Genomic DNA, 21,247 nt, shown 5'->3' on the forward strand with positions numbered 1-21,247 from the left:
TCCAACGCCTGGAGCGTTCGCATCAGGCATGTCCCCGCACAGGCAGGTCCGTCTTTGAACCGCACCATTCCGCGCGCCGGCAGCGACCACCAGTTGCTGATCCAGACCCTGTCCTCGGCCGGCAAGAGTCCCCTGCTCACGCTGGCTCGGCGCATCGCCGACGCCGGTTGCAACCTGTCCGACGCCCGCGTCTCCACGATCGGCGCCGACAGCTCGTTGGTGCTCGTTGCCAGTGGCGCCTGGGACGCGTTGGCGAAACTCGAAAATGCGCTGGGCAAGCTGGCGCGCGACGAGGACATGCACCTGGTGCACTACCGCACGCAGCCGCGCGAGCCGGACTCGCGCCTGTTGCCTTATCTGGTGGAAGTGGTCAGCGCCGATCGCCCGGGCATCCTGGTGCGCATCGTGGAGTTCTTCCACCGCAACCGCATCAGCGTCGAACAACTCAGCTCGATGCGCTACCAGGCGATGCAGACCGGTGCGGAAATGTTCCAGGCGCAGATCACCATCGGCATTCCGTCGGACAGCCATATCGCCACCTTGCGCGACGACTTTCTGGAGCTGTGCGACAGCCTCAACCTCGATGCCATCATGGATCCGGTGAAGTTCTGAGGATCGCGCGGCGCGAGGGCCCTGACAAGGGCTTTCATTCGCCGCCAGACGCGCTAGTCTCTGGGCCGGGACGTTTGTGAGGCCGGCCATGCAGTCAGGGCACCTTTCGTGGAACCAGCGCCGCTGCCGCGGCTTCGCCCCGACCGCCACCCATGCTGCTCCCTTCGCCGCCCATGTCGCGGCACCACTCCATCCACCCCTCGACCATGCGACGCCCGCGCGGCGCCGCAGGAGACCCCATGCCTGAGATCGGCAAGAAGATTCCCGCCCTGAAAGGGCGCACCGGCGACGACACCGAGCTGAAGCTGTCCGACTACAAGGGTCGCTGGGTAGTGATCTACTTCTACCCCAAGGACAGCACGCCGGGCTGCACCACCGAAGCGCAACAGTTTCGCGACCTCCATCCCGCCTTCCACAAGCGCAACGCCGAGGTCATCGGCGTGTCACGCGACTCGATCCGTTCGCATGCCAACTTCGCCACCAAGCAGGGCCTGCCCTTTCCACTCATATCGGACACCGATGAGGCCTGGTGCAAGGCGTTCGACGTGATCCACGAAAAGGTGCTGTATGGCAAGAAGCACATGGGGATCGTGCGCAGCACCTTCCTGGTGGACCCGGACGGCCGCCTGGCCGCGCAATGGCGCGGGGTGAAGGTGACCGGTCATGCGCAGGCCGTGCTCGATGCCATCGCCGCGGCCTGAGCTCCCCTTTTCGATCGCGCGTCGGCGCCACGCGCGCGCTCGGAAGTCTTGCCGCGTGATGCGGCAGCCCGTGGCGCGGGTTCTGTCCCTCCTCTCCATTTCGCCCAGCGAGGTTTCTTCCGCATGACCGGAAGCAAGCGCATCTACGTGCTCGATACCAACGTGCTGTTGCACGACCCGACGTCGCTGTTCCGCTTCGAGGAGCACGACATCTTCATCCCCATGACGGTGCTGGAAGAGCTGGACGAGAAGAAGAAAGGCGCCTCCGAGGTGTCCCGCAACGGGCGCCAGGTAAGTCGCTTTCTCAACGAACTGATCGAGCGCGGCAATGGCCACGGCATCAAGGACGGCCTGTCGCTGGACAACCCGCAGGGGGTCAATCTCAAACGCGGCGCCGAGACCGGCCGCCTTTACTTCCAGCAGCGCGCCACCAGCAACCACGGCAAGGCGGACAACCTGATCCTCGCCGCGGTCATCGAGCTGCGCGAGCAGCAGCCCGATCGCGCGGTGATCCTGGTCAGCAAGGACATCAACCTGCGCATCAAGGCCAGCATCTACGGCATCGACGCGGAGGATTACGAGAACGACAAGGCGTTGGACGATTTCGCCCTGCTCTACACCGGCTCCACCGAGCTGCCGGAAGATTTCTGGGAGCGCCATAACGAGGTGGAGTCGTGGAACGAGCGCGGCCGCACCTACTACCGGGTCGACCGCAACGAGGGCGAGGACTGGTACGCCAACCAGTGCCTGTTCCTGCCCGGCGAGGAAAGCGTGGAGCTGCGGGTGGTGTCGGTGGACGAAGAGCAGGCCACGCTGGTGCTGCTGGACGACCACAGCCACCCGAACCACAGCGTGTGGGGCATCGCCGCACGCAACCGCGAACAGAACTTCGCGCTCAACGTGCTGATGGACCCGGACGTGGACTTCGTCACCCTGCTGGGCACCGCCGGCACCGGCAAGACCCTGCTGGCGCTGGCCGCCGGCCTGGCCCAGGTGATGGACCAGCAGCGCTACCGCGAGATCATCATGACCCGCGCCACCGTCTCGGTCGGCGAAGACATCGGCTTCCTGCCCGGCACCGAGGAAGAAAAGATGACGCCCTGGATGGGCGCGCTCACCGACAATCTCGAAGTGCTCGCCAACCCCGAGGAAGGCGGCAGCTGGGGGCGCCAGGCCACCAACGACCTGCTCGCCTCGCGCATCAAGATCCGCTCGCTCAACTTCATGCGCGGGCGCACCTTCCTGTCGCGCTACCTGATCATCGACGAGGCACAGAACCTGAGCCCCAAACAGATGAAAACGCTGATCACCCGCGCCGGCCCCGGCACCAAGATCATTTGCCTGGGCAACGTGGAGCAGATCGACACGCCCTATCTCACCGAAACCACCTCCGGCCTCACCTACGCGGTGGACCGCTTCAAGCACTGGGCGCATTCGGCGCACATCACCCTGCGCCGCGGCGAGCGCTCGCGCCTGGCCGATTTCGCCTCCGAGGCGCTTTAACTCCCCTTGTAGGAGCCCGCTCGCGGGCGATGCGTTTGCTCTGAATCGACATCAAAGCGAAAAGCATCGCCCGCGAGCGGGCTCCTACAAAGCGGATCGCGTGAGGGAGGGGCCGGCGGCGTAGAATTGGCGGGTCTCCCATCGATCGTTGCGCCATGATCCTCGCCCCGCGGCTTGTCCTGTTGTTGCTGTTTGCGTTGTTTGCGCTGTGCGTGCTGCTGGTGCACCTGCGCGGTCGGGCCCGGCTGCGTTTCGATCGTCAGCTGGTCGACCACTCGGCGATCTTTGCCCCGTACAACCTGCTGATGTACGCGTTCTCGGCGGTGCCAGCGCGTCCCATCCTCGACCGTCGTGGCTTCCCGCAGCTCGACCTGCTGCAGGCCAACTGGCAAGCGATCCGCGCCGAGGCCTTGTCGCTGTTCGACGAAGGACACATTCGCGCGGCGGAGAAGCACAACGACGCCAGCTTCAACAGTTTCTTCAAGCAGGGCTGGAAGCGCTTCTACCTCAAGTGGTACGGCGAGCCGCTGGCCTCGGCCGAGGCGCTGTGCCCGCAGACGGTGCGTCTGCTCAACAGCATCCCCAGCGTCAAGGCGGCGATGTTCGCGCTGCTGCCGCCCGGCTCCAAGCTCAACCCGCACCGCGACCCCTTCGCCGGCTCGCTGCGCTACCACCTGGGCCTGATCACGCCCAATTCCGACGACTGCCGCATCTTCGTCGACGGCGAAATGCACGCCTGGGGCGACGGCAAGGACGTGGTGTTCGACGAGACCTACGTGCACTGGGCGGAGAACCGGACCGACCAGACCCGGGTGATCCTGTTCGCCGATGTGGAACGCCCGCTGCGCACACGCTGGATGACCGCGTTCAACCATCGCGTCGGCGCCTTCATGGGCAAGATCACCGCTTCGCCGAACACCGAGTCGCCGGAAGAGAAGACCGGCTTCGTCAACCGCATGTTTGCGCTCAACCAGCGCAGCCGCGAGCGGAACCGCGCCTTCAAGAAGAAGCATCCGAAGCTGTTCCGCGCAGTGAAGTACACCGGCATGCTGGTGCTGATCTGGCTGATCTTTCTGGCGCCCTGGCCGCTGGTGCGCTGAACGCACGATCCGCTGCGCCGACACGGCCGCGGGCGGATCGTCACGTTTGACGGACGCCGTGCGTCCTTGAGACATCCCACCGGAGTCCGTGTGATGGATTCGCGCACCGCCCTGTTCCAGCACCACCGCCCGCGGCTGTTCGGCCTGGCTTACCGCATGCTTGGCAGCCCCGCGGACGCCGAAGACGTTCTGCATGACGCCTGGCTGCGCTGGCATGCGCAGGAAACCGATCGGCTCGACGATCCGGAAGCGTGGCTGGTGACGGTGACCACCCGCCTCGCCCTGGATCGCCTGCGCCGGGCCAGGACCGAGCGCGAGCACTACACCGGGCCGTGGCTGCCCGAGCCGATGCCGACGGACGCCGAGCGCCCCGAGGCCGAAGCGGAGCGGAGCGAGACGCTGAGCCTGTCGTTCCTGCTGCTGCTCGAGCGGCTGAGCCCGGAAGAGCGGGCCGCCTTTCTGCTCACCGAGGTGTTCGACTACCGCCACGCCGAGGCCGCGGCCATTCTCGGCATTGCCGAGGACGCCTGCCGGCAGCGCGTGCATCGGGCCCGCACGCGACTGCGCGAGGGGCGCCCGCGCTTCCGGGTGGATGCGGGCACGCAGCGTCGCCTGCTGCAACGCTTCGTCGCGGCCATGCAGCGCCCCGATCTGGCTTCGCTGCGCGCGCTGTTTGCGGAAGATGCGGTGCACATCAGCGATGGCGGCGGCGTGGTGCGCGCGGCGCTGCGGCCGCTGCACGGCGCCGAGCGGCTGGCCCGGCTGTATCAGCAGGTGGCCGGCCAGTTGTCCGGGCGGGCGATCCGCTTCGAGCTGGCCATGCTCAACGGCGCTCCGGCCTTGCTGATCCACGAGGGCGACCGACTGGGCACGGCGCTGTGGATCGAAATCGCCGAGGACGGTGAACACATCGCCGCGGTGCATGCGCTGCGCCATCCCGACAAGCTGGCGCGGCTGCAGGCGGTCACGAAAACCCGGGCTCCGACGTCCTTGTCCTGAGCGGCCGATGTCGGCCGCACTCCAAGGAGCCTTGCATGACCCGTTTTGCCATCCAACGCCACTATGCCTCCATGCAGCCGCTGGTCACCCTCGGTCAGAACATCCGTACTGCCGGCAGGCTGGAGCCGGCCCTGATCGAACTGGTGCAGATGCGCGTGTCGCAGATCAATGGCTGCGCCTTCTGCCTGGACATGCACAGCAAGGATGCGCGCGCGGCCGGTGAAACCGAGCAGCGGCTCCACCTGCTCCCGGCCTGGCGCGAAACCCGGCTGTACAGCGAGCGCGAACGCCTCGCGCTGGCCTGGGCCGAGGAACTGACCGAGCTGGCCTCGCCCGAGGCGGTATCGGACGCACTCCACGAGCAGGCTCGCCAGCACTTCGACGAGGAGGCGCTGGTCGACCTGACGCTGCTGGTGGTCGCCATCAACAGCTGGAACCGGATCAACGTCGCCGCACGCACGATCGGTGGCAGCTACCGGGCCGGCACGCACGGCTGAGCGCTCCGGCCGCACGTTCCCGGCAAGCTGCCGGGGACGTGCGAAGTTCTGGTACGAGCGTGCCGAATCGGCGCCCGGCCGTACGAATCGGCCGGATCGGACGATCCGGCGCCCGCGTCGCAGCATCCTGCGCCCCTCGTTCACACCTTAAGGAGGGGCTCATGTTTCGTCTTTCGTCCATCGGCTGGCGTCGGCCAGTCGCGGCTCTGTCCATCTCGCTGCTTGCCGCGGCAGCGGCCTTCATCGCGCTGAACCGCGAGGCCCTGCACGTAGCCACCGCGTCGGTCAGCGACTCGCTCTGCGCGGCGGCCTTCGTCTCGCGGGTCGATCCCGATCAGGTCTTTGCTCAGGAGCAACGACCGTTGCTGGGCGGCATCGACTGGGCGGTGCACTACACCGTCGACCACCCTCGCGGCGAGGTGCGCAGCAGCGTGCTCGGCCTGTTCCCGGCGCGGGCGGTGTACCGGCCCGGCCTGGGCTGCGTAGTCATGCATGGGCATGGTCCGGTGCCCGAGGCCGGCGGGATCAGGCGCCCCGTGATCGCCGATGCCTTTGGACCCCGCGTCGTCGCGCCGGCCGATCCGGCGTTGCGTCACGCGCTCGACCTCGCCTTCGCCGAACCGGATCCGGCGCGTCCACGCCTGACCAAGGCCGTGGTGGTGCTGCACGACGGCCGGCTGATCGCCGAGCGCTACGCCCCGGGCTACGGGCCGGAAACGCCGATCTGGGGACACTCGGTGACCAAGTCGGTCACCCAGGCGCTGATCGGTATCCTGGTGCGCCAGGGCCGGCTGCAGCTGGATGGGCCCGCGCCGCTCGCCGCCTGGACAGCCTCCGGCAATCCGCATCGCGCGATCACCGTGGACCAGCTGCTGCGGATGGACAGCGGCCTGCCCTTCGACGAGACCGCAGGCCCGGTGAACCCGGCAACACACATGTGGTTCCGCGAGAGCGACTCGGCCGCCTATGCCGCGCGCATGCCGCTGGCGCATCCCCCCGGCACCGCCTGGGGCTACAGCAATCTCAGCTTCGCACTGCTGTCGAAGCTGGTCGGCGACGCGAGCGGCCCTGGCGCCATCGGCGCCGAAACCTTCGCCCGGCGCGAGCTGTTCGAGCCGCTGGGCATGCATCACTCGGTGATCGAGACCGATGCTGCCGGCACCCTGCTCGGATCGGGCTTCATGTACGCCTCCGCCCGCGACTTCGCGCGCTTCGGGCAGCTCTATCTGGACGACGGCGTGGTCGCTGGCCGGCGCATCCTGCCTACCGGGTGGGCCGCCTACAGCGCGTCGCAGACCCTGGATACCGGCTACGGCGCCGGCTTCTGGACCAACCTTCGCAACGAAGGCAGCGTGCCGGTCTGGGATGCGCCGTGGGGCATGCCGCAGCTGCCGAAGGACATGTTCTACGCGCGCGGCGCTTTCGGCCAGTACGTCGTCATCGTGCCATCCGAGCGTCTGGTGGTGGTCCGGCTGGGGTTGTCCGTGCAGGGCGGCAGCACCGGCATCGGCGACGCCACCGCGGCGATCATCGCCGCGTTGCACCGACAACCGACCGCGGGCACCTAGGCCATCGAGCCGGTGGCGGCAGCGAGACGTCGGCGGTAACCGCTCGGCGTCTCGCCCACCTGCCGCTTGAAGGCGGCATTGAAGGTGGACTTGGAGGTAAACCCGCAGGCATAGGCCAGGTCGAGGATGGTGCGCGTCTCGGCCGGATCGCCCAGCCGCTCCCGCACCGCTTCAACCCGCAGGCGGTTGACGTAGTCCCAGAAACTGCCGCCCAGGCGGCGATTGATCACGGCGGAGACCAGATATTCGGGATAGCCGCTGCGCCGCGCGACCTGGCCGATGGTCAACGCCGGCTCCAGATACAGCGGCGTATCGCCTGCCATCAGCTGCGCCAGCCGCGCCTCCACCTCCGCGTAGCGTGAGGCATCGATGGGCGTGGGCTCATCGTCGTCCGCGGTCGCGATCTGCGCGGATGCCGGCTCATCCTGTACTGGCGGCTGGCCGAGGCTGAACCAACCCACCACGCAGACCCAGGCCGCGATCAGGCCGAACAGCAGGCCGTAGTTGAGAACCGGCAGATAGAACAGCGCTTGTACGATCGCCAGGCACCAGATGGCGATCTGGAACCCGGCCATCGCGTTGATCCAACGCAGTGACAGGCGGTCGGCATCGGAGCGGCGCTGGCGCAGACGTCGCCGATACGTACGGACCAGTACCAGCGCTGCGACCACATAAGACACGCTGTAGAGAAACAGCGGCAGGTCGAACCACGCGCCGATCGTGCGCTCGCCGGCCAGCCAGCGTGCCGCCATCGCCCCTAGCCCCGCCTCGTCCATGGTCAGCACGTAGCTGTTGATCGCCAGCATCACGACAAAGCCGGCCAGATGCACGGCGTCACGTGGGCGGAAGGCGCGCCCCTGGGTCAGCGCGCGCACGTACAAGTAGAACAGACTGCCGTAGAGAAATGGAAACAGCGCTACGAAACGATAGGCGCGGAACCACTCCGGCGTGAGCAGATGCCAGAACATCGCCTTCACCGCCAGGTCGATCCCGGTCAGCCCCACCCACACGGCGAGCAGGCGATTGGCCTCGCAGTTGGCGGCGCGTCGCCACAGCGCCAGGCCCAGCAGCCCGGCCTGTACGGCAGCGGCGATGTAGACGAAGGTCCAGAGGGAGAAAAGCATCGGGGGCCGGTAGCGCGGTCGACGCGATGATCCTAGCCGCTGGCCGCTACGCGCCCAAACAAAAGGGCCGCGGCTGTGCCGCGGCCCTCGGTGTCACGATCGGTCGAGCGAACGCCGATCAGGCAGCAACGCGCCGGGCGATCGCCTCGCCGAAGCTTTCGGTCGAACCCTTGCCGCCGAGATCCGGCGTCACGCTGTCGCGGTCGTTGGTCATGGTGTCGCGGATCGCCTGGCGCAGCTTGGTGCCCTTCTCCACCATGCCCAGGTGGTCGAGCATGTCGGCCGCGGCCAGCAACAGCGCGCAGGGGTTGGCGATGCCTTTGCCGGCGATGTCCGGCGCCGAGCCGTGCACGGCCTCGAAGATCGCCGCGTGCTCGCCGATGTTGTCTCCCGGGGCCAGGCCCAGGCCGCCGACCAGGCCGGCGCAGAGGTCGGAGAGGATGTCGCCGAACAGGTTGGTGGTGACGATCACGTCGAACTGTTCCGGGCGCATCACCAGCTGCATGCAGGTGTTGTCCACGATCATCTCGTTGAACTCGATCTGCGGGTATTCCTTGGCAATCTCGCGGGCCACGTTGAGGAACAGCCCGGAGCTGGTCTTCATGATGTTGGCCTTGTGCACCGCGGTCACCTTCTTGCGGCCCTTCTTCACCGCCATCTCGAAGGCGTAGCGCACGATGCGGGTGCTGCCCTTGCGGGTGTTGCGGATGATCGACTGCGCCACCTCGCCATCCTCGGACAGCGTCTGGCCCTCGGCCAGGTAGGCGCCCTCGGTGTTCTCGCGCACGGTGATGATGTCGATGTTCTCGAAGCGCGACTTGGTGCCCGGGAAGCTGATCGCCGGACGCACGTTGGCGTACAGGTCGAAGTGCCGGCGCAGGGTGACATTGATGGAGGTGAAGCCGCCGCCGATCGGCGTGGTCAGCGGGCCCTTGAGCGCCACCTTGTGCTGGGCGATCTTGTCCAGCGTCTCCTTCGGCAGCAGGTCGCCGCACTTGTCCAGCGCGACCATGCCGGCCTCGGCGAAGTCGTACTCCAGGCCGCAGTCGAGCGCGTCGAGCACGCGCAGCGTGGCGGTCATGATTTCCGGGCCGATGCCGTCGCCGGGGATCACGGCAATGGTCTTGCTCATGGGGATGCTCCTTGGGGTGCGTTTCCGGGGAAAGGCGCACGACGGGGAGATCGAGGCCTTATAACCGCCAAATTATCGCTTATGCCCGCATCAGCGGCCACCGGATCGGCGGCCGCTGGCGATGCAAATGCTGGTACGCAGCGTCCCAAAAAGCTGCACGCGCTCAAGCGTGGTCGGCGCACTCCGCCGCCTGGCTGGCGCCGCCTTCGAGCTGGTCGAGGAAATCCACCGCCCGGCGCAAGTGCGGGATCACGATCGAGCCGCCCACCACCAGCCCGACGCTGAAGGTCTCGAAGAACTCCTCGCGCGTCACGCCCGCCTCCTTGCACTGGGCCACGTGGTAGCTGATGCAGTCGTCGCAGCGCAGCACCATCGAGGCGACCAGGCCAAGCAGTTCCTTGGTCTTCACGTCCAGCGCGCCGGCCTTGTAGGTCTGCGTGTCCAGCGCGAAGAAACGGCGCACGACCTGGTTGTCCTCGGCCAGGATGCGCTCGTTCATGCGCTGGCGGAACGCGGTGAACTCGGCGAGGCGATCCTTCTCGGCGCTCATGCACCCGCTCCCAGCAACTCGGCCAGCTTGCCGTTGCGGTCGGCGGCGACCAGATCGTCGAAGCCGCCCACGTGAGCGTCGTTGATGAAGATCTGCGGCACCGTGCGACGGCCGCCGCTCCGCGCGAGCATGGCGTCGCGCTGCGCCGGATCGGTGTCGATCCGCACCTCCGTCCACTCCAGCCCCTTGGACTTGAGCAGATTCTTCGCCGACACGCAGTAAGGGCAGAAGGCGGTGGAATAAACCTCGATCTTGGGCATTACCTGACTCCGGGGAACCGTTAGGTGGCTGGATGTGGGGTCGCGGCGGACCGCGCGCAAGTTCTGCCGCCGGTTGAACGAACGGCCCGGGCGGTGCTGGAACCGGACGCGAGCGCGGCGGTCGCAGTGCTATTGTCGCCGACCTATGGCCATGGCACCACGACGCCCCCTTCCCCGCCTGCTCACCGCCCTGATCGCTGCCGGCCTCTGCCTCAGTGCCGGGGCGCAGGACAACGTGCGCCTGCCCGATCTGGGCAGTTCCGCCAACGCGCTGATCTCCAACCAGGAGGCGCAGGATTACGGCGGCGCCATGCTGCGGCAGATGCGCGCACTGGACATGGTGGTCGACGACCCATTGCTGGACGACTACATCAACCACCTGGGCTATCGCCTGGTGGCCGCCTGCGACAAGCCGAAGGACCACTTCGCGTTCTTCATCGTGAAGGATCCCGAAATCAACGCCTTCGCCGCGCCCGGCGGCTACATCGCGGTGAACTCGGGCCTGATCCAGATCACCCGCAGCGAGAGCGAACTGGCCGGGGTGATCGCGCACGAGATCGGCCACATCACCCAGAACCACCTGCAGCGCGCGTTCGAGGCGTCCAAGAAGGATGCCCCGCTGATGGCGCTGGTGCTGCTGGGCGCCATCGCCGCGGGTGCCGGCGCGCATGCGGGAGACGCTGCCGGCGCCATCCTGATGGGTGGCCAGGGCGCAATTATGCAGAAGCAGATCAACTTCACCCGCAAGGACGAAACCGAAGCCGACCGCGTGGGCATCCAGACGCTCGCCAAGGCCGACTTCGACCCCAATGCGATGGCCGGCTTCTTCGAGCGCATGTCCGACACCATGCGCGCCGGCTCCGGCGGCGACGATGTGCCGGAACTGCTGCAGGACCATCCGGTCACCACCACCCGCATCAGCGACGCCAAGGAGCGCGCCGGAGCGCTCATCGCACTGCAGAAGCAGCGGCCCAGCGGCAACACCTTCGACCCGCAGCACTGGGCGCGCAGCACCGCGCCGATTGCCTACGTGCGCGATCCCACCAAGCTATTGGCGCCGGTCCGCAGTGGCGGCACCGACACGGCACTGGACACCTACGCATTGATGCGCGAACGCGTGCGCGTGCTCGCTGGCGATGCGCCGCAGCTGACGACCTATTACGCGGCGAACCTGCCACGCCACGGCTTCGATACCCCCGCCAACCGCTACGGCTACGCGCTCGCGCTGACCCGCAGCGGTCGCCCCGACAAGGCGATCCAGGTGCTCGATCCCCTGCTGGCGAGCCACCCGGACAATCTCGTCCTGCGCTTGGCGATGGCCGATGCGCTGTTGCAGAAGGGTGACCGCAGCGATGCGCTGAGCCGTTACGCCGTGCTGAACGGCGAGTCACCGCGCAACCCGGCGATCACCCTGCCCTACGCCAAGGCGTTGATCCAGGGCACGGCGTCGAAGGCGCAGGCCGAACAGGCGGCCAACCTGCTGCGCCCGGCGCTGGACACCAGCGAGGACCCGGACATCTTCCGCACCTATGCCCGCGCCAGCGAGAAGGCCGGGCAGCAGGCGCGCGCCGGCGAGGCGTACGCCGACGCCAGTTACCTGGCGGGCCGGCCCTTCGATGCGCTCGAGCAGCTCAAGCGCCTGCTCAAGCGCGATGACCTGGACTACTACGCGCGCGCCCGCATCCAGGCCCGGATCGCCGAGCTGACTCCGCTGGTGCTTGAGCTGCGCAAGCGCAAGGTGCAGACCGAGGACAACCCCGATCGCGGGGCGCAGTAACCTCGCCGTCATCGTCGGGCGGCACAACTGTCATTGCGACGTAACATAATGACGCTGCAATCTCACCGTCACAGACACCTGGGCGAATGCAAGCGTGCACAAGCGCATCCTGATCGTTGAAGACGAAGCCTCGATCCGCGACATGGTCGCCTTCGCCCTGCGCAAGGCCGGCATGGAAGCGGCCCAGGCCGCCGACGCGCGCGCAGCGCAGCTGGCGATCGCCGAACAGGTGCCCGACCTGATCCTGCTGGACTGGATGCTCCCCGGCACCAGCGGCCTGGAACTGGCCCGGCGCCTGCGCAAGGAGGAGCTCAGTCGCGAGATCCCGATCATCATGCTCACCGCACGCGGCGAGGAGATGGATCGGGTGAACGGGCTAGAAGCGGGCGTCGACGACTACGTCATCAAGCCATTCTCCACGCGCGAGCTGATCGCGCGAATCAAGGCCGTGCTGCGCCGCAGCCACGGCGACGACGGCTCGGGCATCGTCGAACTGGGCGGGCTGCGCATCGATGGCCCGGCGCACCGGGTGTTCGCCGGCGACGAGCCGGTGGCGATCGGCCCCACCGAGTACCGCTTGCTGTACTTCTTCATGACCCACCCGGAGCGCGTCTACTCGCGCGCGCAACTGCTCGACCACGTGTGGGGCGGCAGCGTGTATGTCGAAGAGCGCACCGTCGACGTGCACATCCGGCGCCTGCGCAAGACGCTGGAACCGTTCAAGCTCGATGACATGGTGCAGACCGTACGCGGCTCGGGCTACCGCTTCTCCGCCAGCGTCTGAGCGTGCGCCTCGGTGCTTGCGCGGGCGAAGGGTTTTGCCGATGCTGCCGGCTCGCCATGACCGCGGGGCCGTCCCTCCTTGAGCATTCATCGTTTGCCCGCCGTGCCGACTCTCGCTGCGTGGCTGGGCGGTGGCCTGTTGGCCGGCGCACTGCTGGGGCACTTCGCCGGTGGGCATGCCGCGGCCGGCTTCGCGGTCGTCGCCGCGGCGGAAATCGTCTTGCTGCTGTCGTCGATCGGTCATCTGCGCAGCGCCATGATGACTACACCGCCCACCTCCCCGCCCTTGCATGACCGTTTCATGACGCGAACCCGCCGTATCGCCTCCAGCCTGCGCGACCTGCGCAGTGCCGCCGGGAACCTGCCCGATGCCGTGGTGCTGCTCGACAACGAGCAGCACGTGCGCTGGTTCAACCATGCCGCAGAGGATCTGCTCGGCCTGCGCCGTCCGCAGGATCGCGGCGCGGACCTGCACGAGCGGCTGAGCAACTCCGACCTCGCCGGCTGGCTGCAGGACGGCGCCCGCGAGCCGCTCAATGATATCGTGGCGCCGGGTCGGCCCGATCGCCACCTCAACGTCACGCTGTTGCCGTTCGGCCGCCGCCAGCGCCTGCTGCTGGCGCGCGACATCAGCGACCTGACGCGACTGGAGCAGGTGCGCCGCGACTTCGTTGCGAACGTATCGCACGAGCTGCGCACACCGTTGACGGTGATCCACGGCTACCTCGAACTGCTCGATCCGGAAGACGTGCCCGAGCTGGCGCCGGTGCTGGGAGAAATGCGGGCGCAATCCAAGCGCATGGGGCAGATCGTCGAAGATCTGCTCACCCTGTCGCGACTGGAAACCCAGGAGCACGTGACCGACGAGCGCGTCGCCATGGCGCCGCTGCTCGCCACGCTGCGCAAGGAGGCCGAGGCGCTGAGCCAGGGCCGCCACAAGATCGTGCTCGAGTCCACCGCGGAAGCCGACCTGCTCGGCTCGCCCAAGGACCTGCACAGTGCGCTGTCCAACCTGGTCAGCAATGCCGTGCGCTACACCCCGGCCGGCGGCACCATCACGATCCGCTGGCAGCGCAGTCCCCAGGGGGCGACCTATTCGGTCAGCGACACCGGCTTCGGCATTCCGGCCAGCCATCTGTCGCGACTCACCGAGCGGTTCTACCGCGTGTCGTCCAGCCGCTCGCGCGACAGCGGCGGCACCGGGCTGGGCCTGTCGATCGTCAAGCACGTGCTGAACTTGCACCAGGCGCGGCTGCAGATCGAAAGCACCCCCGGCCAGGGTTCCACCTTCTCCTGCCATTTCGGGCGCGAGCGCCTGCTCGGGCCCGCCGGCGCCGACGAGAGCTGAACCGGCCGCCGCCCCTGGCCGTTCCCCCGGTGCCGACGGGATGTGCGCGGGGGTGAGATGCGACAGAATGCCCGTATGCGCCGCTCATCCACGCCTCACGCCCCTGCCCCGGGCGAACCCTGTGCCCCCGAGCTCTTCCTCAGCCGCGAACTGGCGGCGCTGGAGTTCAATTTCCGCGTGCTGGCGATGGCGCGCGATCCGCAGGTGCCCCTGCTCGAACGCCTGCGCTACCTGAGCATCGTGGCCAACAACCTCGACGAGTTCTTCGAGGTGCGGGTGGCCATGCTCAAGCATCACCATCATTACGGTTCGGCCTCGCCCGGGCCGGACGGCATTCCCTCCGGCGAGCTGCTGGCGCGCATCCGCGCCCGCGTGCTGGATCTGGTCGCCGAGCAGTACGCCACTTGGCAGGACGATCTCAGCCCAAGGCTGGAGGCGGAGGGCATCTGCATCCTGCCGCGCAGCCGCTGGAGCAAACGCCAGCACGCCTGGCTGCGCGGCTACTTCGAGCACGAGGTGCTGCCGGTGCTCTCGCCGCTGGGGCTGGATCCGGCGCATCCGTTCCCGCGCATCCTCAACAAGACGCTCAACATCGCGGTGGTGCTCAAGGGCCGTGATGCGTTCGGTCACGAGGGGCACATGGCCCTGGTGCGCGCGCCGCGCTCGCTGCCGCGGATCATCCGCGTGCCGGCCGAGGTCAGCGGCCCGGGCGAGCACTTCGTGTTCCTGGCCGAGCTGCTGCACGCCTTCGTCGACCTGATGTTTCCGGGCTTCAAGGTGCTCGGTTCGCACCAGTTCCGCGTCACTCGCAACAGTGAGCTGATGGTGGAAGAAGCCGAGGTCGAGAACCTCGCGCGGGCGCTCAGCGAGGAGCTGGTGGGCCGCGGCTACGCCCGGCCGGTGCGGCTGCAGATCGGCACCGATTGCCCGAAAGCGATCACCCGCATGCTGATCGAGAACTTCGAGCTGGACGAAGCGGACGTGTACCGCTGCGACGGCCCGGTCAACATCATCCGCGCCGGCCTGATCTACGACTGGCTCGACCGGCCGGAACTGAAGTTCCCGCGCTTCACGCCGCGCGTTCCCGCGCTGATGGAGGCCAGCCGCAACAAGTTCGAAGTGATCGCGCAGCGCGACGTGCTGCTGCATCACCCCTACGAAAGCTTCGCTGCGGTGATCGACCTGCTGCGCCAGGCCACGCAGGACCCGAACGTGCTGGCGATCAAGCAGACGCTGTACCGTGCCGGCGAGGACACCCCGCTGGTCGATCTGCTGGTGGATGCCGCGCGCAACGGCAAGGACGTCACCATCGTCATCGAGCTGCGGGCGCGCTTCGATGAAGAAGCCAACATCCGCCTGGCCACACGGCTGCAGGAGGCCGGGGTGCAGGTGGTCTATGGCGTGGTCGGTTTCAAGACCCACGCCAAGATGATGTTGATCGTGCGCCGTGAGGGCGCTGGCCTGCGCCGCTACGTGCACCTGTCCACCGGCAACTATCACCAGGCGAACAGCAAGCTCTACACCGACATCGGCCTGATGACGGCGAACGAGGAAATCGGCGAGGACCTGCACAAGATCTTCCAGCAGCTCTCGGGCCTGGGGCCCACGATCAGCCTCAAGCGCCTGCTGCATTCGCCGTTCACGCTGTACAAGAGCGTGGTGGCGAAGATCGAACGCGAAACCGCTAACGCGAAGGCCGGCAAGAGCGCGCGCATCGTCGCCAAGCTCAATGCGCTGAACGAATCGCACGTGATCGAGGCGCTGTACCGCGCCTCGCAGGCCGGCGTGGAGATCGACCTGATCGTGCGCGGCGCCTGCACCCTGCGGCCCGGCCTGCCCGGCATCTCAGAACGCATCCGGGTGCGCTCGATCGTGGGACGTTTCCTCGAGCACAGCCGCGTGTACTGGTTCGCCAATGACGGCGAGCCGGAGATCTATTGCGCCAGCGCTGACTGGATGGAGCGCAACCTGATGCGGCGCATCGAGGTGGCGTTTCCCATCCTCGATCCGGAGCTGGCCGCGCGCGTGTTCGACGAGACGCTGGCCAATACGCTCGCGGACAACACCCAGGCCTGGCTGCTCGGCAGCAACGGGCGCTATGCCCGCGCCACGCCCGGCGAGGCGCCGGCGCACAACGCTCAGCAGACGCTGCTCGACAAGCTCTGCGCATCGACTGCCAAGTAAGGGACGACCTGCATGCCTTTTCTTCCGTCTTACCGCTGCAGTCGTCGCGTCGCCGGGTGCCGCGCATGACGCTGGCCGATCACGTGCCGATCCGCGATGGCGAGCTGATCGCCGCCGTCGACATGGGCTCGAACAGTTTCCATATGGTGGTGGCGCGCGTGGAGCACGGCGAGCCGCGGGTGATCGACCGCCTGCGTGACACCGTGCGCATGGCCGCCGGCCTGCGCAGTGACGGCACGCTGGACGCCGAGCATCGCGCCCGCGCGCTCAACTGCCTCAAGCGCTTCGGCCAGCGCCTGGCTGGCCTGCCCTCGCTGCACGTGCGCGCGGTGGCCACCAATACGGTGCGCCGCCTAGCCTCGCCGCAGGCGTTCCTCACCGCGGCAGAGACCGCGCTTGGACACCCGGTGGAAGTAGTCTCCGGCCGCGAGGAAGGCCGCCTGATCTTTCTCGGTGCGGCGCATGACCTGCCCGCCTCGCGCGAGCCGCGGCTGGTGATCGACGTGGGTGGCGGCAGCACCGAATTCATTATCGGCCGCGGCGTGGCACCGCTGCATACCGAAAGCGTGCAGGTGGGCTGCATCGCCTCCACGCTGCGCTTTTTCCCCGGCGGCAAGCTCAACCGCAAGCGCTGGCAGAAGGCGCGGGGCGAAATCGGCCTGCTGATGCAGCAGTTCGAGGAGGATTATCGCGAGGCCGGCTGGACCGAGGCATTCGGCTCGTCCGGCACGGCCAAGGCGATCGGCTCGGTGGTGCAGGCGATGAAATTCTCCGACGACGGCATCACGCCCGCGTCGCTGGCCTCGCTACGCGACGCCCTGCTCGAGCAAGGGCAGATAAGCGCATTAAAGCTCCCCGGACTGGGCGAGGACCGTGCACCGGTGATCGCCGGCGGCGTGGTGATCTTCGAGGCGGCGTTCGCGGCACTGGGCATCGAGCGCATGCGCGTCTGCGAAAGCTCGATGCGCGAAGGCCTGCTGTGGGATCTGCTCGGCCGCGCCGGCGGCAGCGACCCGCGCACCGCCAGCATCGACGCGCTGGCTGCCCGCTATGGCGTCGATCGCGCCCAGGCACGCCGGGTGGAGTCCACTGCACTGATGTTGTTCGACCAGATCGCGCCGCAGTGGAAACTGGACATGGAGACCCGCGAGTGGCTGTCGTGGGCCGCCCGTGTGCACGAGATCGGCCTGGCCATCGCGCACAGCCAGCATCATCGTCACGGCGCCTACATCCTGCGTCACGCCGACCTCGCCGGTTTCTCGCGGCAGGAGCAGCAACTGCTGGCGGCGATCGTCGAACTGCATCGGCGCAAGCCGGAGAAGGCGCTGATCTCCGCCCTGCCCCAGCGCTACCGCATGCTGGCCCGGCAGATCACCGCCCTGCTGCGCCTAGCCGTACTGTTCCGCCGCGCCCGTCGCGCGGAGTCGCTGCCCAGCATGCGCCTGGCCGCCACACGGCAGCGCCTGCGCCTGGCCCTGCCGGCGGCCTGGCTGGAACAGCACCCGCTCACCGAAGCCGATCTGGAGCAGGAACGCGCCCCGATGACGGACCTCGGCTTCACCTTGGCGCTCAGCGCGATGTGAGCGCAGAAAACCAGGCCGCCCGCAGGCGGCCTGGTTGTCCGACGAGGCATGTCCCGCCAATCGCCGGCGAGCCACGGGCTTACTCCTGCAGCGCAGCCGCGGTATCCGAGTCGAGCTTGCCGGTCACCGACAGGCCGCGAATACGCTGGAAGCTGCTGAGCGCGGACGTCGTACCGGGACCGGGACGACCATCCACCTTGCTCTTGTACAGGCCTAGCGTGGCCAGCTTGCGCTGCGCATCCATCAGCGAATAGCCGGCATGACTGCCCGGACGCTCCTGGCCATCTACCGCAAGCTGTCCCCCGGTGCCGAGGCCGCCGGCCACCCGCTGCGGCGCGTACTCGCGTACCGCCTTCACCATCTGGTTGTACGAATCGAGAAAGGCTGCCGCAATCACCTTGCCCTGCGGCGTCTTGGCGTAAGCACCGGCCCTGCCGGCGGCCGAGCTACCCGAGAACAGGCCTCCAAACCCGAAGTCCGTGTTCTTGGCAGTTCCTTCCGCGATGGCCACCTGCACGCCGGAACGGGTATCCGTGAGCATCAGAGTCGTTGACGCCTCTCGGGTCTTCATCGAGCCGGCCACGGCGCCTACCAGCGCACCGTAAGGCAGCAGGCCGGCCAGGCTGGCCGCTCCACCGCCCGTGTCTTGCGAGAACTGGATGTTTGGCGTGGCCACGTAGTCGGCCGCCACCATCTGATGCGGCCGCAGGTTGCTGTTGCCGCGCAGCTCGCCAGACGCAGCCAGGTCGCGCTCGCGCATCATCGAGGTCATGCCGCGACCGCGATCGACCACCACGAAGCAGTTGCTCTGCTGGATCATCATGCGGATCAGGGGCGTGGTCGCCGGCAGGTGGTACTGCTGGGTCAGCACCGCGTACCACGGCTCGCCTTCGTCCTCTTCCACCGCCAGCGTGCCCAGCGGCTTGGGGCAGTGCTCCAGCGTGGGGTTGGCGTTGGCGCTGTTGGCGCCACCGGCCGAGCCGCTCACCGGATTCTTGCCACCTCCGGCCTGCATGGTGGAGCAGCCGGTCAGGGTCATGGTGGCAGCAATCGCGGTGACGAGCAGGCCGTGCTTGAGAGAGTCAATTCTCATGGTTACTCCGTGGGTCGAAACTGAAATGGAAACGGGTGCGATCAGCAGCCACCCGGGCTGAAAAGGGACAAGACGTCCCGTGCCTTTCGGCATGAAAGGCGACAAATCGTGTCGGAGGTATTCGTGCGTACGGCGACATCCGCCGCCGCGTGAGCGAAAGTGCTAGAGACGCAACCAGATTCGGCCGCGCAGATTACGCGTCATTCGCTCATCGTCGGCCGCGGCCATCGGCTGCAGCGCGCGCGCCTCGGCGCGCACCATCACATCCATGCGTGACATCGATTCTTCCCCTGAAGAGATAACGGCATCCGAGACGGTCGCAGGTGTGCCGGAGCGCGTCGGATGGCGGAAGGCTACGGGGCCGCGACCGACGAGATCAACAGCAAAACGCCGGAAATCTCGCGATTTCCGGCGTTTTGCATTCGTCGCGCGCTGGCCCGACAACCGTGTCGAGAAAACGCCTACACGCCTGTCATCCTTTACGGAAGCAGCTGGAACTCGTCGGCATCCATCCACGCGGGAAAGCGCTCGCGATGCGCGAGCAGCGGCGCGGGGTCGATGCGCAGGGTGACTACCTGCTCCTGCGTGCCGAGTTCGACCAGCGGCTCGCCGACCGGATCGATCACGGCACTGTCACCGGCATAAGGAAGATCGTTGCCGTCCACGCCAACGCGGTTCACGCCGATCACATAGCTGAGGTTCTCGATCGCGCGCGCGCGCAGCAGCGTGCGCCACGGTTGACGACGCGGCGCCGGCCAGTTGGCGACGAACAGCGCGAGGTCGTAATCCATCCCACCGACCGCGTCTTCCTTGCGGCGATTGCGCAGCCACACCGGGAAGCGCAAGTCGTAGCAGACTTGCGGCAGGATGCGCCAACCCTTCAGCTCGCCGATCAGCCGCTCGCTGCCGCCGCCATAGCGGGTGTGCTCGCCGGCCATGCGGAACAGGTGGCGCTTGTCGTACTGCAACAGGCCGCCATCCGGCGTGGCCCACAGCAGGCGGTTGTAGACGGTGTCGCCCTCGCGGATCGCCAGGCTGCCGGTGATCACCGCGCCGACCTCACCCGCCAACGCGCGCAGCCAGGCCACGCCGGCGCCGTCCATGGTCTCTGCGCTGGCGCGCGTGTCGTTGCTGAAGCCGGAGAGGAAGGTCTCGGGCAGCACGAACAAGTCCGTGGCGCCCGCATGCGCGCGAACCAGGGCACCGTAGTAATCGCGGTTGGCTTCCGCGTCGTGCCAGCGCGTGGCGCCCTGCACCAGGGTCACGGTAAGCGGCTGCATCGTGGTCACAGGCGCACCAGCCGCTCGGCGGCCGCTTCCATGGTGGCGTCGCTCTTGGCGAAGCACAGCCGCGCCAGCCGCGTACCCGGCGGCGTGGCGCAGAACGGCGTCAGCGGAATCGCCGCCACGCCGCCTTCGCGCACCAGCCACTGGCAAAAGGCCAGATCATCCTCGTCGCGGATCGCCGAGTAGTCGACCAGCTGGAAGTAGCCGCCCGGCACATCGAGCAGCTTGAAGCGCGATGGCGCCAGCAGCGCGCGGAACCGATCGCGCTTGGCCTGGTAGAACGCCGGCAGCTCCAGGTAGTGCTCCGGCGTGCTCGCCATGAACTCGGCAAAAGCCACCTGCGCCGGATGGAAGGTGCAGAAGGTGAGGTACTGGTGCACCTTGCGGAACTCGTTGCTCAGCGCCGCAGGCGCCACCGCGTAGCCGACCTTCCAGCCGGTGCAGTGATAGGTCTTGCCGAAGCTCGACACCACCACGCTGCGCGCGGCGAGCTCCGGGTGGCGCAGCACGCTCTGATGTGCAGCGCCGTCGAATACGATGTGCTCGTACACCTCGTCGGACAACACCACGATGTCGGTGTCGCGCACGATCTCGGCCAGCGCGTCGAGATCGGCCGCCGAGAGCACGGCACCGGAGGGATTGTGCGGGCTGTTGATCAGTATCATCCGCGTGCGCGGCGTGATGGCATCGCGCACGCGCTGCCAGTCGATCGAGAAATCCGGCTGGCTGAGGGGAATGTGCACTGCGCGCGCGCCCTGCAGATCGATCGCCGGCTCGTAGCAGTCGTAGGCGGGATCGAACACGATCACCTCCTCGCCCTGGCGCACCAGCGCGGCGATCGCCGCGAAGATCGCTTCGGTGGCGCCGGAGGTCACGGTGATCTCGGTGTCCGGATTCACCGCATGGCCGTACAGCCGCTGCGTCTTGCGGGCGATCTCCTCGCGCAGGCTGGCCAGGCCGATACCGGGCGCATATTGGTTGCGGCCATCGGCCATCGCCCGTGTCACTGCATCGCGCAATGCCTGCGGCGGCTCGAAGTCCGGAAAGCCCTGCCCCAGATTCACCGCCTTGTGCTCAGCCGCCAACTGGCTCATCACGCTGAAGACGGTGGTGCCGACGCTGGGAAGCTTGCTGCTTATGTGCATGG

The 21,247-nt window shown here is 67.5% G+C and carries 19 protein-coding genes; 12 read left to right on the forward strand and 7 right to left on the reverse strand.

All coding sequences use genetic code 11. The annotated features are described in order from the left end of the window. Positions 1 to 66 precede the first annotated feature (66 nt). From ACQVBX_RS07045 to ACQVBX_RS07075, 7 genes are all read left to right on the forward strand, one after another. The gene (locus ACQVBX_RS07045; protein ID WP_431638132.1) at positions 67 to 612 is read left to right on the forward strand and encodes a glycine cleavage system protein R; all 546 of its coding nucleotides are present in this window, start codon (positions 67 to 69) and stop codon (positions 610 to 612) included. Positions 613 to 851: 239 nt separating this feature from the next. Beyond that, entirely contained in the window at positions 852 to 1,313 is a 462-nt protein-coding gene (locus ACQVBX_RS07050) for a peroxiredoxin (protein WP_431637426.1), read from the forward strand. A gap of 123 nt (positions 1,314 to 1,436) precedes the next feature. Next, complete coding sequence (locus ACQVBX_RS07055) at positions 1,437 to 2,816, forward strand: PhoH family protein (RefSeq protein WP_431637427.1); 1,380 nt, start codon at positions 1,437 to 1,439, stop codon at positions 2,814 to 2,816. A 155-nt stretch (positions 2,817 to 2,971) separates the two neighbouring features. Next, the gene (locus ACQVBX_RS07060) at positions 2,972 to 3,916 is read left to right on the forward strand and encodes an aspartyl/asparaginyl beta-hydroxylase domain-containing protein (protein ID WP_431637429.1); all 945 of its coding nucleotides are present in this window, start codon (positions 2,972 to 2,974) and stop codon (positions 3,914 to 3,916) included. 93 nt (positions 3,917 to 4,009) lie between these two features. Then, positions 4,010 to 4,915 (forward strand): RNA polymerase sigma factor SigJ, encoded by a 906-nt coding sequence (sigJ, locus tag ACQVBX_RS07065; RefSeq protein ID WP_431637430.1) that lies wholly within the window; start codon positions 4,010 to 4,012, stop codon positions 4,913 to 4,915. A gap of 35 nt (positions 4,916 to 4,950) precedes the next feature. Then, complete coding sequence (locus tag ACQVBX_RS07070; RefSeq protein ID WP_431637431.1) at positions 4,951 to 5,412, forward strand: carboxymuconolactone decarboxylase family protein; 462 nt, start codon at positions 4,951 to 4,953, stop codon at positions 5,410 to 5,412. A 161-nt stretch (positions 5,413 to 5,573) separates the two neighbouring features. Further along, the gene (locus ACQVBX_RS07075; RefSeq protein WP_431637432.1) at positions 5,574 to 6,980 is read left to right on the forward strand and encodes a serine hydrolase domain-containing protein; all 1,407 of its coding nucleotides are present in this window, start codon (positions 5,574 to 5,576) and stop codon (positions 6,978 to 6,980) included. On the opposite strand, the gene ACQVBX_RS07080 is transcribed toward ACQVBX_RS07075, so the two are convergent. The 4 genes from ACQVBX_RS07080 to grxC form a co-directional block, all read right to left on the reverse strand. Next, the gene (locus ACQVBX_RS07080; RefSeq protein ID WP_431637434.1) at positions 6,977 to 8,104 is read right to left on the reverse strand and encodes a helix-turn-helix domain-containing protein; all 1,128 of its coding nucleotides are present in this window, start codon (positions 8,102 to 8,104) and stop codon (positions 6,977 to 6,979) included. The genes ACQVBX_RS07075 and ACQVBX_RS07080 overlap by 4 nt on opposite strands. A gap of 118 nt (positions 8,105 to 8,222) precedes the next feature. Next, complete coding sequence (locus tag ACQVBX_RS07085; RefSeq protein WP_431637436.1) at positions 8,223 to 9,236, reverse strand: isocitrate dehydrogenase; 1,014 nt, start codon at positions 9,234 to 9,236, stop codon at positions 8,223 to 8,225. A gap of 163 nt (positions 9,237 to 9,399) precedes the next feature. Continuing rightward, the gene (locus ACQVBX_RS07090; protein ID WP_431637437.1) at positions 9,400 to 9,786 is read right to left on the reverse strand and encodes a carboxymuconolactone decarboxylase family protein; all 387 of its coding nucleotides are present in this window, start codon (positions 9,784 to 9,786) and stop codon (positions 9,400 to 9,402) included. After that, positions 9,783 to 10,046, reverse strand: coding sequence for a glutaredoxin 3 (gene grxC / locus ACQVBX_RS07095; protein ID WP_431637439.1), 264 nt, complete (start codon positions 10,044 to 10,046; stop codon positions 9,783 to 9,785). The genes ACQVBX_RS07090 and grxC overlap by 4 nt, the downstream gene beginning before the upstream one ends. Before the next feature lie 145 nt (positions 10,047 to 10,191). Here grxC and ACQVBX_RS07100 point away from each other — a divergent pair, with 145 nt between their 5' ends. The 5 genes from ACQVBX_RS07100 to ACQVBX_RS07120 all read left to right on the forward strand — a co-directional run bounded on the left by ACQVBX_RS07100 (position 10,192) and on the right by ACQVBX_RS07120 (position 17,721). Next, positions 10,192 to 11,823, forward strand: coding sequence for a M48 family metalloprotease (locus tag ACQVBX_RS07100; protein ID WP_431637441.1), 1,632 nt, complete (start codon positions 10,192 to 10,194; stop codon positions 11,821 to 11,823). A 94-nt stretch (positions 11,824 to 11,917) separates the two neighbouring features. Next, positions 11,918 to 12,607, forward strand: coding sequence for a phosphate regulon transcriptional regulator PhoB (phoB, locus tag ACQVBX_RS07105; RefSeq protein WP_431637443.1), 690 nt, complete (start codon positions 11,918 to 11,920; stop codon positions 12,605 to 12,607). A gap of 102 nt (positions 12,608 to 12,709) precedes the next feature. Next, positions 12,710 to 13,954 carry a phosphate regulon sensor histidine kinase PhoR gene (phoR, locus tag ACQVBX_RS07110; protein ID WP_431637445.1) on the forward strand — a complete coding sequence of 415 codons (1,245 nt, stop codon included), beginning with the start codon at positions 12,710 to 12,712 and terminating at the stop codon, positions 13,952 to 13,954. Between the two features lie 75 nt (positions 13,955 to 14,029). After that, the gene (gene ppk1 / locus ACQVBX_RS07115) at positions 14,030 to 16,138 is read left to right on the forward strand and encodes a polyphosphate kinase 1 (protein WP_431637447.1); all 2,109 of its coding nucleotides are present in this window, start codon (positions 14,030 to 14,032) and stop codon (positions 16,136 to 16,138) included. A gap of 65 nt (positions 16,139 to 16,203) precedes the next feature. Then, complete coding sequence (locus tag ACQVBX_RS07120) at positions 16,204 to 17,721, forward strand: exopolyphosphatase (protein ID WP_431637449.1); 1,518 nt, start codon at positions 16,204 to 16,206, stop codon at positions 17,719 to 17,721. A 79-nt stretch (positions 17,722 to 17,800) separates the two neighbouring features. Here ACQVBX_RS07120 and ACQVBX_RS07125 read toward each other — a convergent pair whose 3' ends face one another. The 3 genes from ACQVBX_RS07125 to ACQVBX_RS07135 form a co-directional block, all read right to left on the reverse strand. Continuing rightward, entirely contained in the window at positions 17,801 to 18,814 is a 1,014-nt protein-coding gene (locus tag ACQVBX_RS07125; RefSeq protein ID WP_431637451.1) for a peptidoglycan-binding protein, read from the reverse strand. A gap of 479 nt (positions 18,815 to 19,293) precedes the next feature. Continuing rightward, the gene (locus ACQVBX_RS07130) at positions 19,294 to 20,094 is read right to left on the reverse strand and encodes an amidohydrolase (protein ID WP_431637453.1); all 801 of its coding nucleotides are present in this window, start codon (positions 20,092 to 20,094) and stop codon (positions 19,294 to 19,296) included. Positions 20,095 to 20,099: 5 nt separating this feature from the next. After that, positions 20,100 to 21,245: a pyridoxal phosphate-dependent aminotransferase gene (locus ACQVBX_RS07135; RefSeq protein WP_431637455.1), complete on the reverse strand. Its 1,146-nt coding sequence runs from the start codon at positions 21,243 to 21,245 to the stop codon at positions 20,100 to 20,102. Between the last annotated feature and the right edge of the window lie 2 nt (positions 21,246 to 21,247).

The organism is Dyella thailandensis (genome assembly GCF_050749815.1).
Lineage (GTDB): Bacteria > Pseudomonadota > Gammaproteobacteria > Xanthomonadales > Rhodanobacteraceae > Dyella_A.

What these genes read in the sequence shown, in the direction of transcription:
- ACQVBX_RS07050 (WP_431637426.1), top strand. Translation starts at nt 852, where the DNA reads ATGCCTGAGATCGGCAAGAAGATTCCCGCCCTGAAAGGGCGCACCGGC.
- ACQVBX_RS07055 (WP_431637427.1), top strand. Translation starts at nt 1,437, where the DNA reads ATGACCGGAAGCAAGCGCATCTACGTGCTCGATACCAACGTGCTGTTG.
- ACQVBX_RS07060 (WP_431637429.1), top strand. Translation starts at nt 2,972, where the DNA reads ATGATCCTCGCCCCGCGGCTTGTCCTGTTGTTGCTGTTTGCGTTGTTT.
- sigJ (WP_431637430.1), top strand. Translation starts at nt 4,010, where the DNA reads ATGGATTCGCGCACCGCCCTGTTCCAGCACCACCGCCCGCGGCTGTTC.
- ACQVBX_RS07070 (WP_431637431.1), top strand. Translation starts at nt 4,951, where the DNA reads ATGACCCGTTTTGCCATCCAACGCCACTATGCCTCCATGCAGCCGCTG.
- ACQVBX_RS07075 (WP_431637432.1), top strand. Translation starts at nt 5,574, where the DNA reads ATGTTTCGTCTTTCGTCCATCGGCTGGCGTCGGCCAGTCGCGGCTCTG.
- ACQVBX_RS07080 (WP_431637434.1), bottom strand. Translation starts at nt 8,104, where the DNA reads ATGCTTTTCTCCCTCTGGACCTTCGTCTACATCGCCGCTGCCGTACAG.
- ACQVBX_RS07085 (WP_431637436.1), bottom strand. Translation starts at nt 9,236, where the DNA reads ATGAGCAAGACCATTGCCGTGATCCCCGGCGACGGCATCGGCCCGGAA.
- ACQVBX_RS07090 (WP_431637437.1), bottom strand. Translation starts at nt 9,786, where the DNA reads ATGAGCGCCGAGAAGGATCGCCTCGCCGAGTTCACCGCGTTCCGCCAG.
- grxC (WP_431637439.1), bottom strand. Translation starts at nt 10,046, where the DNA reads ATGCCCAAGATCGAGGTTTATTCCACCGCCTTCTGCCCTTACTGCGTG.
- ACQVBX_RS07100 (WP_431637441.1), top strand. Translation starts at nt 10,192, where the DNA reads ATGGCCATGGCACCACGACGCCCCCTTCCCCGCCTGCTCACCGCCCTG.
- ppk1 (WP_431637447.1), top strand. Translation starts at nt 14,030, where the DNA reads ATGCGCCGCTCATCCACGCCTCACGCCCCTGCCCCGGGCGAACCCTGT.
- ACQVBX_RS07120 (WP_431637449.1), top strand. Translation starts at nt 16,204, where the DNA reads ATGACGCTGGCCGATCACGTGCCGATCCGCGATGGCGAGCTGATCGCC.
- ACQVBX_RS07125 (WP_431637451.1), bottom strand. Translation starts at nt 18,814, where the DNA reads ATGAGAATTGACTCTCTCAAGCACGGCCTGCTCGTCACCGCGATTGCT.
- ACQVBX_RS07130 (WP_431637453.1), bottom strand. Translation starts at nt 20,094, where the DNA reads ATGCAGCCGCTTACCGTGACCCTGGTGCAGGGCGCCACGCGCTGGCAC.
- ACQVBX_RS07135 (WP_431637455.1), bottom strand. Translation starts at nt 21,245, where the DNA reads ATGCACATAAGCAGCAAGCTTCCCAGCGTCGGCACCACCGTCTTCAGC.